The sequence below is a fragment of the Ancylomarina euxina genome, assembly GCF_003863355.1.
GTDB lineage: Bacteria > Bacteroidota > Bacteroidia > Bacteroidales > Marinifilaceae > Ancylomarina > Ancylomarina euxinus.
The window spans coordinates 122,887-136,131 of the sequence record NZ_QQWG01000006.1 but is presented as its reverse complement, the minus strand read 5'-3'; the positions used below and the strand labels follow the sequence as shown (position 1 = coordinate 136,131).

9 protein-coding genes are annotated in these 13,245 nt (G+C 36.6%); 5 read left to right on the top strand and 4 right to left on the bottom strand.

The features are described 5' to 3' along the window. The first annotated feature begins 261 nt into the window (after positions 1–261). On the top strand, positions 262–1,386 hold the full coding sequence (locus tag DWB61_RS08075) for a hypothetical protein (RefSeq protein WP_125030392.1): 1,125 nt from the start codon (positions 262–264) through the stop codon (positions 1,384–1,386). A 20-nt stretch (positions 1,387–1,406) separates the two neighbouring features. Further along, entirely contained in the window at positions 1,407–3,014 is a 1,608-nt protein-coding gene (locus DWB61_RS08070; protein WP_125030391.1) for a BCCT family transporter, read from the top strand. Between the two features lie 60 nt (positions 3,015–3,074). On the opposite strand, the gene DWB61_RS08065 is transcribed toward DWB61_RS08070, so the two are convergent. The 4 genes from DWB61_RS08065 to DWB61_RS08050 form a co-directional block, all read right to left on the bottom strand. Next, positions 3,075–3,491 carry a BLUF domain-containing protein gene (locus tag DWB61_RS08065; RefSeq protein ID WP_125030390.1) on the bottom strand — a complete coding sequence of 139 codons (417 nt, stop codon included), beginning with the start codon at positions 3,489–3,491 and terminating at the stop codon, positions 3,075–3,077. Between the two features lie 153 nt (positions 3,492–3,644). After that, entirely contained in the window at positions 3,645–4,223 is a 579-nt protein-coding gene (locus tag DWB61_RS08060; protein WP_125030389.1) for an acetate uptake transporter, read from the bottom strand. 1,031 nt (positions 4,224–5,254) lie between these two features. Further along, positions 5,255–5,698: a hypothetical protein gene (locus DWB61_RS08055; protein ID WP_125030388.1), complete on the bottom strand. Its 444-nt coding sequence runs from the start codon at positions 5,696–5,698 to the stop codon at positions 5,255–5,257. Between the two features lie 168 nt (positions 5,699–5,866). Then, complete coding sequence (locus DWB61_RS08050; RefSeq protein WP_125030387.1) at positions 5,867–7,087, bottom strand: 6-phosphofructokinase; 1,221 nt, start codon at positions 7,085–7,087, stop codon at positions 5,867–5,869. Positions 7,088–7,379: 292 nt separating this feature from the next. On the opposite strand from DWB61_RS08050, the gene DWB61_RS08045 reads away from it, so the two are divergent. From DWB61_RS08045 to DWB61_RS08035, 3 genes are all read left to right on the top strand, one after another. Then, positions 7,380–8,711, top strand: a complete 1,332-nt coding sequence (locus DWB61_RS08045) for a TolC family protein (protein WP_158614382.1) — start codon at positions 7,380–7,382, stop codon at positions 8,709–8,711. A 38-nt stretch (positions 8,712–8,749) separates the two neighbouring features. Further along, positions 8,750–9,835, top strand: coding sequence for an efflux RND transporter periplasmic adaptor subunit (locus tag DWB61_RS08040; protein WP_125030385.1), 1,086 nt, complete (start codon positions 8,750–8,752; stop codon positions 9,833–9,835). A 132-nt stretch (positions 9,836–9,967) separates the two neighbouring features. Then, entirely contained in the window at positions 9,968–13,162 is a 3,195-nt protein-coding gene (locus DWB61_RS08035; protein ID WP_125030384.1) for an efflux RND transporter permease subunit, read from the top strand. The last annotated feature ends 83 nt before the right edge of the window (positions 13,163–13,245 follow it).

Here is a 13,245-nt window from a genome sequence, read left to right as displayed (position 1 = left end):
TAATTAATGACTACATTTGCGCGCTATGGGATTAAAACCAAGTGAACTTCACGATAAAAGGAATACCAGAATCTATAGTTTTCAGTTTCTAATTTTCAGGATACTGTCCAATAAATTCATTCCACCACCAACATCTAAGCTTTCCTAAATTTCCGTTTTTTAGACGGAATCCAATTGCATGCACCCATTATTCTGCATGTTATATTCATCTAATACTCTTTTATGTTTTATTTAAAAACGTGGCTGGGGATCTGTTTCCTCATGTCCACTATTTCCGTGCGTGCACAGGAGAAACCTCTTGTCGACATTGGCGGAGCATTGCGATTCAATTACAATTATTCCAGCTGGAAAGACGCACAAAAAAAACGTGGTGGCGATTTGGGTTACGATGTGTTCCGATTGAATGCCAAAGCAGAATATAAAGGCTTAAAATTCAATGCAGAATATCGATTCTATTCTCAAGATTTTGGAGGCGCTATGTTAAAACAAGGCTGGATTGCTTATAATTTTAATGAAAATGACGAGCTGCAATTCGGTTTGATTCAAGTACCTTTTGGCATCACAAAATACAATTCAAACTCCTGGTTCTTTAGCTTAAATTACTATGTTGGTCTCGAAGATGATCACGATATGGGGCTTAAGTTTATTCATCTGGGTGAAAAATGGGACTACAGCTTGGCTTTCTTTAAGAATGCCGAAGAACTTCGCTTTGGGAGTAATTCCGATGTCTCAAATAGTCGTTATTCTTATGATGTCAGTTCAATCGATTTGAATGGTGATAGCAATCTCAATATTAGAAATAAAGAGGTGAATCAATTGAATGGAAATTTATCTTATAAAATTGATAATGCGAATGCCAAGCATCGCTTTGGTGTTTCAGCGCAACATGGAGCTCTGTTCAATTTGGATACTGAACAAATGGGAGAACACTATGCTTTAGCTACCTACTACGAACTTCAAGCGGGTAAATTCGGTGTAAAAGCCCAGATAGCCAACTACAAATACAGTCCTGAAAATTTGACTGGAGAACCTGATGATGTGATCGCTATGACGGCTTATGGTGCGCCTTATTTGGTTGCCGCCGAAGCAAGCATATATACCCTTGGCTTAAGTTATGCCATTCCTCTTGAATGGGGGCTTGTATCGAGTGTGGTTATCTATAACGATTTTGGGTATATGGATAAGGCTGAAAGTCATTTCGAAAACTCCATCATGAATGTAACGGGTGCCATGTTTACCGCAGGTAATATTTACACCTATTTCGATTTGGCTGCGGCTAAAAATCAACCTTGGTTAGGATCTGAGTGGACCAATGCCTTGGCTGCAGGAACTCGTGACGCCGACTGGGAGATGCGTTTCAATATTAATATAGGCTACTACTTTTAATCAAAAAGGAATTATATAGAATGAGTGAAATAATACGAAGTGACAAAAAAACATTTTTAGGAATAAAAGCCAACGGACCGGTTTTTATCACCTCTTTACTTATAATAGCGGCACTGGTAAGTACGACATTAATCGTTGGCAAGCCTATGGAACAATGGTTTGCCGATACACAAAACTTTGTTGCTAATAAAATTGGATGGTTCTTCATCCTTTTGGTAAATGCCTTACTAATATTTGCCTTATATCTTGGTTTTGGAAAATTCTCCAAGATTAAAATTGGTGGTAAGGATGCCAAACCTGAGTTTTCGAGAATGGGCTGGTTTGCAATGCTTTTTAGTGCAGGAATGGGAATAGGCCTCTTGTTTTGGAGTGTAGCTGAGCCTATCTTTCATTTTAATAGTAACCCTTTCCTGAAATCTCCAGGGGCTGATGTATTTGCTGCAAAAACATCAATGGGTATTACTTTTCTGCATTGGGGCGTTCACGCCTGGGGATTGTACGCAATTGTTGGGGTAGCCCTGGCTTTTTTTACATTTAACAAGAAATTGCCTTTGACCATACGGTCTATCTTTCACCCCTTGTTGGGTGATAAAATTTATGGGCCTATAGGAGACGTAATTGATATCATTTCGGTGATTGCAACCCTATTTGGCTTGGCAACATCTTTAGGACTAGGAGCTCAACAAATTAATGCTGGTTTGGAATACCTTTTTCAGTGGGAAAACAGTGATCGTGTTCAAGTTATCATAATTGTTGTTGTCACTCTTTTCGCAACACTCTCTCTAATTTTAGGTTTAGACAAGGGGATACGAAAGTTGAGTGAATGGAATATGCGCTTGGCTATATTCTTGTTGATTTTTATGCTTTTTGCAGGTCCAACATTGTTCTTATTCAAATCTTTTATTCAAAATATAGGGCATTATATCGGTGAATTTTTCGAATTGAGTTTTTGGACGAATACCTACAACGGAGTAGGTAAAGCTAAAAATTGGCAAAGCTCATGGACAGTTTTCTACTGGGCATGGTGGATTTCATGGTCGCCTTTTGTTGGGATTTTTATAGCCCGAATTTCAAAAGGAAGAACAATCAAAGAGTTTATTTTAGGTGTTATGCTGGTGCCAACCTTATTGACCATGCTTTGGTTAACTGTGTTTGGAGGATCTGCCATCTTTCAGGAATTGATAGGAAACCACGTGATTACTGAAGCAGTGAATAATAATGTAGCAACTGCCATATATCACCTTCTCGAGCAGTATCCATTCACAACCTTTTCGTCGATCATTACGGTGATTTTGGTGGCTAGTTTCTTTGTTACCTCTTCAGATTCAGGCTCATTTGTGGTGGATACATTGACTTCTGGCGGACGACACGATGCACCAAAGGGGCAGAAGATATTTTGGGCATCTATGGAAGGATTACTTGCCGCAATCCTTTTGATTGGAGGAGGTTTGACAGCTTTGCAAACGGCATCGATATTGACGGCAATACCTTTTTCATTGATTTTGATTGTCATGTGTTATAGTTTTTATAAATCCTTATCGGATTATCAGGAAGATTTCACTCTTGTAGATCTGGATGAACTTGAAGACCTGAAAGCGGAAGAGAAAGAAGTCGATTGTATTTTTTAGAATAAATGTAAAGAGACGTATGAGGTACTGCGTCTCTTTTTTATTTTAGGATGTTTGGCTTTATGTGTGTTTTCGAAAGCTATATAAAAGATGCATAACTGCATCACTACAATCCATTATAGCATCTTTATTTTGCATGAAATCCGAGTAGCCGGGTACTCGAGGGGTTTGCTGTTTATTCAGCTTACGAAATCCCATTGACCAACCAGGAAAATCTCGTTTTTCAATTGGCTCTTCCAAAAGTTTAACCATGTTGGAATGTCGTGAATCTTTAGATATGAGTTTGAAAAGATTCTGTATTATTTCTCGCTTACCTTCAATGACTTGAATAAAGGCTTCATCATTATATAAAAGTAAGCCAGTGATATTTTGAATCTCATTTTTTCTACGAATTGTTGCCAGAAAGCCATTCAATTCACTTTCGGATAATTCTTTTTCGGAATAACTCAAATAGACAATATGGATTAAATCTGCCATAGTAGGGGATTTTGATTCATGTCTACTAAATATACCAATACTTCTCTAAGAGGAAAAATAAAGCCAATTAAAAAAGCCCTCACCAAATTAATGATAAGGGCTTAACTTACTCACACAGGTGGAAGCCAAGTGTAAATAAGATCTTTATATATATTACTTCAAAGGAAGTATTTGTCTGCCATATACAGCTTCGAAAAGTTGAGCCATTGCGATATAAATAGCTATAGAACCACAAATAACACCTTCGATACCTGCAATTGTATGAATCATGTGGCTGCCTGTAAAGTTTGCAGCAGCTAATAAAGCAAATAATAATACTACAGAAGCAAATAGAATTGCCATAGCCTTACCTAACTTTAAAGTTACTACGAAGAATCCTAACGAAAGAATACCCCAAACTGATAGGAAATATCCCATTGAAGTAGATGTAGGTGCTTCTCCTAATCCCATTTTAGGCATTGTTAATAGACATACCAAAATCAACCAAAAACTACCGTAAGATGTAAAAGCCATGGTTCCGAAGATGTTGTTTTTCTTCCATTCCATAGTTCCCACAATGATTTGTGTGATTCCTCCAAAAAAGATTCCCATTGCAAGAATCATAGTATCCATTCCGAATAAACCTGCATTATGAAGATTTAATAGGATAGTTGATAATCCAAATCCGCAAAGTCCTAATGGTCCAGGATTCGCTGTGTTGTCCTTCTGAATAATGAATTGAGTGTTTTCCATTTTTAAGTTTTGTTGTAAAAAGCAGCCGCAAAAGTATTCTTTTTATTAGATATAGCAACGCCATTATTTAAATAATACTAGGAACTCTATTAAACTTAGTGTTGAGGCAACATAAAACTTTTATTTGAGTTTTGTTATTACATTGAAAATGGATTGATATGCAGTATTTTACGGTTTGGTGTATGTGTGTTTTTATTTGTGATTAGAGTCATTTTAAATAAGAAAACTCATTTTGAAAGTAGATAAATTATGATTTTTTAGAGAGGTGAAAACGTGATAATTTAGTAGCAAAAAACCCTTACCAAATAAATGATAAGGGTTTAGCTTAGCTCACACAGGTGGAAGCCAAGTGTGAGAAAGATCTTTATATCTGATCCTATAATGCAGGACAATTGATCGATTAAATTCTTTACAAAATCGGAGTTTGAAGTATGAAACCAGAAATTCTCGTTTTGTTCAGAAGAGCTGCAAAAGTAGACCTTTTATTTAATAAAACAATAGTGAAAGTCAATTCTGTTGATTTTGATTTCCATTAGGAGATGTTAATGGAAAATACCCATGTTTGTTAGTACTTGAGGTATTCGAGAGAAGGTTCTATTAGTCAGTGATATGCTGTTTTTTTATCAGTAAGGCATGATAAAGCAAATAAAAATATTTTTATTTGATGATACCTGTGAGTTGCTGGTCTGATGCTTTGCCTTGAAAAATATTAAAAGCAAAAAACCGTCATCAAATAAATGATGACGGTTTAGCTTAACTCACACAGGTGGAAGCCAGGTGTGAGAAAGATCTTTATATCGAATTCTTATTAAAAGAATGATTGATCAGTTTAAACTTATCAACTTACAGAGTTTGTATAGCTTCAAAGCGATGACAAAAGTATTGCTTTTATTATATAAAACAAGTGTTTGCTGACTTTTTATTGAAAACAATTTAATACAGTATGACTAATGAGTTATCTGTCAGATGTCTATAGTGAGCTGTTTTTTTTAGCACTTTAAATTTAAAGTCGAGTTTATAGGGAATTTGTTCTATAAATATGATTTAGCCTTATCCTTCAAATTATTTAAGCAAGAATCCATATCCTCTAATGAAATGGGTTCCCCAAGCCAGAGCAGCGCTGCTTCCACAGAGCTAAATATTTTCATGATTTGGGGTAATTTCATTTTAAACATATTCAGAAAGGCAAAGAAAATGACCTGGCGAGGCGTATTGGTAATAACAGCTAATTTACGATGTCCAGAAATGCCTTGGTGAGAGTTTGCAAACTCGATATATTCCTTTACATCATTTTTTATCCCTTTAATAGTAACCTTTCTAATATCCATGAGTAAATCAAAGTCGGGCGAGTAGCTTGGGTCGTTCGCCTCTTTTATTTTGAAAGTTTTAACTTCTTCAAGCGTACCTACACCTTCATGATATTCAACAACAAATCTTTTGTTATGAAAAATTTTATAATGACTAATTAGTTCCATTTTTCCTTTTGATTTGATTAATAGCAGTATACAAATTAGCGAAAAAAATCTACAATAGAAATATTTATCAAAAATCAGGTTCTTATCAGCCTTGAAAAGGACCTACTTTATAAAAGAAAAACCCAAATCGAAACGAAATGGGTTTTAAAATTTATCGTGTGGGATAGTTTATTCCCAGTTCAAGATCTTTTTAAATAAGTAGTTCTCTGCATCTGGTAGGTATGCTTTAGCAGCTTCCAAGTCTTCCTCACACAGGTAGTGTAGGTTATTATTCATGACTGTTTCAACTTTTTCACTATTGACATCAACCAAACGAGGTTTTACCTTTCCGTTTTCATCCTCAACATCTTTAAGAAATAGAGGCGAAGAATCTCCTTTGGGATCAACAGTTACCATGCATTTTGATTGTCCAGCTTTAAATAGCTTGTATACACCATTTCCTAGCATGGTACATAAATCCAAGTCGTAAGCTACAGGAGGACAACAACGCAATCCGAAACCTAATTCTACTGGGCGAGTCCCAATATTTAGATTGTAAGATTTAATCTTGCGTTGAATAAACATGTTGAATACGTGTGATTTACTCACATTAAATAACTCTGGATGACCATGTGCATCGTAAGTGAAATTAATACCTGTACTCTCAATTTCTTTCGTATCCATAAAATGGAAAACCCCTTCGCTAATGATAGCAGCTCCGTAATTCAGACCTAGGATTCGACGTTTGATGATTGATGAAATAACCAAATTAGCGATTTTTTCAGCAGAAATATTTGTCTTATTAAACATCTCAGGAATAATAATCATTGGAAAATGAGCGGATGCTCCAATACCAAAAGCTAAGTGACCTGCTTCACGTCCCATTGCTGACAACACAAACCAGTTTTGTGAGGTGCGTGCATCTTCATAGACCGTTGTTGCTATACGAACCCCCTCGTTTTTTGCTGAATGAAATCCAAAGGTCGGAGAGCCTATTGGCAATGGAAGGTCATTGTCAATGGTTTTAGGAACATGAATATTTGAGATTGAAATTTGGTTGTCTTCCAGATATTTAGAAATACGATTGGCTGTTGAAGCCGTATCGTCACCACCAATAGTAACCAATAGTTTGACATTATTCTTAACGAAGAAGTTCGTGTTGAAATCCGAATCTTTGGGCTTGAAACGACTCATCTTAAGAGAAGAACCACCCTTACTGAAGATGCCATCTAAAAATGGGAAATCCAGATCCTGAGTTTCAGGAGTTTCAGAAAAAAGACCTTTGTATCCTTCGTGCATTCCAATGACGCGGTAGCCATTCCTTAAGAAAACTTTTCCTACACTACTTATTACTGTGTTTATTCCCGGAGCAGGTCCTCCGCCACATAATATTACTATTGAATCTCTCATGGTTTTATTAGTTGTATTATAAGTCTAGTCTTCAATTTTTACGATCCAGCTTAAAAGAAAAATCATCAAACTGGATTTTTGTTTTTTCATGATATAGTTGGCAAAGATAAACCTATCAGATTTAATACAAAATATAATTTGCAGTTATCGAGCTAAAGTGCTAATTTTCTTTAATATAAAAAATGATGTGGTTAATCTATGACAAGATAGATAGTTTAGATATGTAGATAGTTGGATGTGTGCTTGTTTTTATATAGTTTTGAGACGTAAAAGAATCCAAAATCAAAAATATATGCAAAAGTTATCCTATCGATTGATTATCTTTTTAGTGTTTTTTATTCCCTTTTTTGCTCTTGCTCAGACCAATGGTAATAACATTAGTCTAGAGGAAGCTCTTTTAAAGGCTGAAGAGAATAATAAAGAGATTCAAAAATCAAAAGCCCGAGTAGATATTGCAAAGGCAAGTTATCTACAATCTCATTCCTTGTTCTTACCAGGAATTAATTTATCCCACACAGCAGTTAGAACAAATGATCCTTTAGCGAGTTTTGGATTTAAACTGAAGCAAGAGGTCGTTACAACTGCTGACTTTAATCCTGTATTATTAAATGATCCAGGTTCTATGGAGAATTTTCAAACTCAGATTAAAGTAGAACAACCTCTTTTAAATTTCGACGGTATACATGAACGCAAAGCAGCTAAATATGGTTATGAGGCTGTGAGTTTGCAATCGGAAAGAACCTCAGAGTATGTCAAGTTCGAAGTGAAAAAAGCCTATAAACAATTACAGATCGCACAAGAAGCGGTCAATGTTTTTGAAGAAGTTAAAGCAAGTACTGATGCTAACTTAAAACAAAGCTTAGATTTCTTTGAAGAGGATTTGATTAAGGAAGTTGATGTTTTAGCTGCCAAGGTTCGTGCATTAGAGGTTGAAGATCAACTGAACCAAACAAAGAATCAACGTCAAGGAGCAGTAGATTATTTAGCTTTTCTGCTAGGATTTGAATCATCGAATGATTTAATCGCTTCTGATCCCTTTCAGGAGCCATTTATGGGGTCACGTGTTGATGATGAGAAGACCAACGAAGATCGGTCAGATATTTTAGCTTACAAGAAAGGTGTTTTGGCCAAGGAGCAAATGTTGAAATCAGCCCGAAATAAGTTCTTACCTCGCTTAAATGCTTTTGGAGCCTATGAATGGAACGATAAAGAATTCTTAGGTACAAGTGCTAATAATTATATGATTGGAGCCTCATTATCATGGGATTTATTTAAAGGCTATAAGAACATTGGTATGATTAAAAAAGCAAAAGCAGAGCTTCAACTTCAAAAGCTTGATTTCGATGATTATCTAGAGCAAAATAACCTGAAGGTGAAAGAAGCTAAACGTTCATTGGTTTTGAGTATTCAGAAAATTGAAACTGGACGTTTGGCTAAAGAGCAGTCAGGCGAAGCTTTGAGAATTCGTACCAACCGTTTTAAACAAGGTTTGGAGAAAATGACTGATTTAATCCAATCAGAAACCCTTTACGCAACTAAAAATTTAGAATATCTGAATGCTATTAATAATTACTATTCAGCTAAGTTTTACCTGGAATTTCTTTTAGAAAAAGAATTAAAATAAAATCAAAAAATCGATAACAATCATCCAATAAACATATTATGAACACACGATATTATTTAAGCCTTTTTATTGCACTCGGATTATTAGCTTCATGTAGCAATGAACCAGCTAAAAAGAAAGCAGAGGGTTTCGACCTAATTGTAGAGGTTGCACAAGCAAAAAATGTTCAGCAGCCAGAACTATTGAGTTTTACAGGTAAACTTGAGGCTGCTACATCTTCGAAATTGAGCACCCGAATTATGGGACAAGTTGAAAAAATACATGTGAAAATAGGAGAGACGGTTAGTAAAGGACAACTTCTATTACAAATCAGCAATAATGATATTCTTGCAAATAAAAAGCAAGCTGAAGTTAATATTGCAGTTTCAGAAACCTTATTAGCTGACGCTGAAAAGAATTTGGAGCGTTATCAATCCTTATTCGATAAGAAATCAGCTTCGATGAAAGAATTGGAAGATATGCAAATTCAGAAAAAAGTTGCTGAATCGAAATTGGAAGCGGCAAAGAGCATGTTGGCTTCCATAAACGAAAGTTTGAAATATGCGAATATTAGAGCACCATACAGAGGTCGTGTTACCAAGCATTTTGTAAAGACCGGTGATTTGGCTTCTCCCGGAATGCCATTATTATCGATTGAGAAAAAAGGGAATTATGAAGTTCTTGCTCGTATTCCTGAGTCGGAGATTTCACAGATTAAGCTTAACGATTATGTAGAGGTTGAATTGCCAGCACTGAATAATCGCCGTCTTCAGGCTATAGTCTCTGAAATAAACCCTTCAGCTCTTGATTCTGGCAATCAGTTTGAAGTTAAATTACAACTTGATGAGATTAAAGATCCTAAATTGAAACTTTACACAGGCATGTTTGCAAAAGTTTCTATTTGTATGGGAGAATCAAATCGCATTATTATTCCAAAATCGGTATTGGTAGAAAGAGGACAACTAATAGGTGTATATACTTTAAGTCAGAGTGGAACAGCCCTCTTACGTTGGATTCGTGTTGGGAAAACATATGGAAATTCAATTGAAGTTCTTTCAGGTTTAAGTTCGGGTGAGAAATATATTTTATCCTATGAAGGTAAAATCTGGGATGGCGCTAAACTAAAAGTAAGCAGCGTGAAGTAATCAATTAAGTTTCTCAAAAAAACAAGACTAATTTTCTATATCATATGAAACGAGCCATAATCAAAGCTTTCCACACACAGGAAGATGATTATTTGGCGATATCCATATGGCAGAACATGAAATTATAAACATATGAAAACAGGATTTGCTGGCGGAATTGCCAAACTCTTTATAAAATCGAAACTAACACCTCTATTAATGATTGCTTTTTTGATCATTGGAGCCTATAGTTCGTACCTAACACCTCGAGAAGAGGAACCTCAGATTGATGTACCCATTGCCGATATCTTTTTAGCCTATCCAGGTGCTAGCCCTGCCGAGGTTGAATCCAGAATTGTGAAGCCTCTTGAAAAAGTGGTGGCTAACATTCCAGGTGTAGAGTATGTGTATTCAACTTCCATGTCGGAACAGGCTATGCTGATTGTGCAATTTTATGTGGGAGAGGATGTAGAGCGTTCTCTTGTCAAGATGTACAATGAGATCATGAAACATATGGATGAAATGCCTAAAGGTATTTCGTTTCCACTAATCAAAACGCGTGCAATTGATGATGTTCCCGTTTTAGGATTGACGCTTTGGAGTGAGAAGTATGATGATTTTCAGTTGCGTCGAATGGCTCAGGAATTGAATAATGAGGTTGAGAAAGTTAGCGAAGTGTCATCAACATCAATTCGTGGGGGACGTTCACGTCAGATGCAAGTTGTTTTGAATCGCGAGTTGATGGCCAACTACCATATTGATGCATTAAGTATTGCTCAACAAATTAAAGCTTCGAACCAACAAATGGGTTCAGGTTCTTTTAATAATAATGACAATCAATTTCTTGTTAAAACAGGTCGTTTTATTGAGAATTCTGAAGAGCTTTCTAATCTGGTTATAGGAATAAGTATGGGTAGCCCAGTATATTTGAAACAAGTGGCTGAGGTTGTTGATGGACCAGAAATTCCTTCTCAGTATGTGAGTTTTGGTTATGGAGAAGTTAACGATAAACAGGCCTCTTTTAAAGGTGAATATCCAGCTGTAACACTTTCTATTGCTAAGCGTAGAGGTGCCGATGCGATGAAAATCTCAGATCAGATTTTAAATAAACTGGAGCTTTTGAAAAAGGATTTGATTCCTTCTGATGTTCACGTTGAAGTGACCCGAAACTATGGCGCGACTGCATCCGATAAGGTAGGAGAACTCTTATTACACCTTTTAGGTGCTATTTTAGCTGTGACTTTTGTGGTGATGTTAGCTATGGGCTGGCGTGGTGGTTTAGTGGTTTTCCTATCGGTGCCTATCACCTTTGCATTGACTATGTTTAGCTACTATTATCTGGATTATACTTTAAATAGAATTACCCTTTTCGCATTGGTATTTGTAACGGGTATTGTGGTGGATGATTCCATTATTATTGCAGAGAATATGCACCGGCATTTTAAGATGAAGAAGAAATCCTTTATGGAAGCAGCTCTTACTTCAATAGACGAGGTGGGTAATCCAACTATCCTGGCAACTTTTACTGTGATTGCAGCAGTTCTTCCTATGGTTTTCGTATCAGGTTTAATGGGTCCTTATATGAGCCCTATGCCTATTGGTGCATCCATTGCCATGATATTTTCACTATTGGTTGCCTTAACCATTACGCCTTATTTAGCCTATCGTTTATTGAAAGGCGGAGAACATGAAGAAGAAGATATTGAGAGTAAGTTTAAGCTGGAGGATGGTTTGATATACAAACTGTACAATAAAGCCATGCGTCCTATGTTGGAATCTCCAAAATTACGCTGGTCATTTATCATTTCAGTAACGGTTCTTTTATTGGCCTCGACTACTTTGGTTTATTTCAAAATGGTAGCGGTTAAGATGTTGCCTTTTGATAATAAAAATGAATTTCAGGTGATTATTGATATGCCTGAGGGGACAACTCTTGAGCGTACAGCAATGGTCACTAAAGAGCTTGCGGCCTATGTAGCACAGCAAAACAATGTAATGGATTATCAGTGTTACATTGGAACAGCTGCTCCAATGAATTTCAACGGTTTGGTTCGTCATTACGATTTACGTCGTGGGGCTAATATGGCCGATATTCAGGTGAATCTGACTCATAAACACGATAGAGACGAACAATCACATGATATTGCAAAGGCGATGCGACCAGGTTTACAAGCCATTGGTAAGAAGTTTAATGCCAATGTTAAAGTTGTAGAAGTTCCTCCAGGCCCTCCAGTTATGTCGACTCTTGTTGCTGAAATTTATGGTCCTAATGATCAGGAACAAATCGCTATTGCTTCTCAATTGAAAACACTATTTAGCAAAACACCTGATGTGGTTGATGTGGATTGGTTGATTGAAGATGATCAGAAAGAATACCAGTTTGATGTGAATAAGGAGAAGGCTATGTTGGCAGGTGTTAATACACAGCAAGTTGTTCAGACTATTGCAATGACCCTGAATGGACAGGATGTGTCTCAGTTCTATCGAGAAAAAGAGCATGACCAAATTGGAATTAATCTACGTTTGAAAGAGGAGGAGAGATCAAGCTTGAATGATCTGAAAAAGGTGAACATTTTAACTCAAACAGGTGAGATGCTTGCCATCGGCGATATCGTGGAGATTAAGGAAATTACCAAAGAGAAGAGTATTTACCGCAAAAATCAGAAGCGTGTCGTTTATGTGACAGCTGACGTTGCAGGCAAACTTGAAAGCCCGGTTTATGGTATTATGGACATCTCAGAAAACTTGGATGAGATTAAGGTACCACAAGGTTTTTCTTTAACCGAGGAGTATACACAACAGCCTCTATTCGAGGATGATTATAGTCTGAAGTGGGATGGTGAGTGGCAAATAACCTACGAGGTGTTCCGCGATCTGGGAACTGCTTTTGCTGTGGTTCTACTCGTAATCTATATGCTGATTATTGGCTGGTTCCAAAACTTTAAGGTTCCTTTTGTGATGATGGTTGCTATTCCGTTATCACTTGTAGGTATTTTGGTTGGTCACTGGTTGATGGGTGCTTTCTTTACCGCAACATCGATGATTGGCTTGATTGCACTGGCGGGTATCATGGTTCGGAATTCCATATTGCTCATCGACTTTATTAACCTCCGACTGGCTGAGGGCAGTCCTTTAAAAGAGGCAGTTATTGAAGCGGGAGCCGTAAGAACAACACCAATTCTACTAACAGCAGGAACCGTTGTGATTGGAGCCGTAGTAATTTTATTCGACCCGATTTTCCAGGGATTAGCTATTTCACTCATGGGTGGAACTATCGCATCAACATTCTTAACTCTGTTAATTGTCCCATTGATTTATTACATCACTGAGAAGAAAAATTATAAGTAATACGATTTTGTATTGAGTCAAACGTCCCAAACTAGTTAAAGTTTGGGGCGTTTTTAATACAATTTCTATCTTCCTGATCCCTG

Coding starts and splice junctions, on each gene's coding strand:
- DWB61_RS08070 (WP_125030391.1), top strand. CDS start 1,407: ATGAGTGAAATAATACGAAGTGACAAAAAAACATTTTTAGGAATAAAA.
- DWB61_RS08040 (WP_125030385.1), top strand. CDS start 8,750: ATGAACACACGATATTATTTAAGCCTTTTTATTGCACTCGGATTATTA.
- DWB61_RS08035 (WP_125030384.1), top strand. CDS start 9,968: ATGAAAACAGGATTTGCTGGCGGAATTGCCAAACTCTTTATAAAATCG.
- DWB61_RS08065 (WP_125030390.1), bottom strand. CDS start 3,491: ATGGCAGATTTAATCCATATTGTCTATTTGAGTTATTCCGAAAAAGAA.
- DWB61_RS08045 (WP_158614382.1), top strand. CDS start 7,380: ATGCAAAAGTTATCCTATCGATTGATTATCTTTTTAGTGTTTTTTATT.
- DWB61_RS08075 (WP_125030392.1), top strand. CDS start 262: ATGTCCACTATTTCCGTGCGTGCACAGGAGAAACCTCTTGTCGACATT.
- DWB61_RS08055 (WP_125030388.1), bottom strand. CDS start 5,698: ATGGAACTAATTAGTCATTATAAAATTTTTCATAACAAAAGATTTGTT.
- DWB61_RS08060 (WP_125030389.1), bottom strand. CDS start 4,223: ATGGAAAACACTCAATTCATTATTCAGAAGGACAACACAGCGAATCCT.
- DWB61_RS08050 (WP_125030387.1), bottom strand. CDS start 7,087: ATGAGAGATTCAATAGTAATATTATGTGGCGGAGGACCTGCTCCGGGA.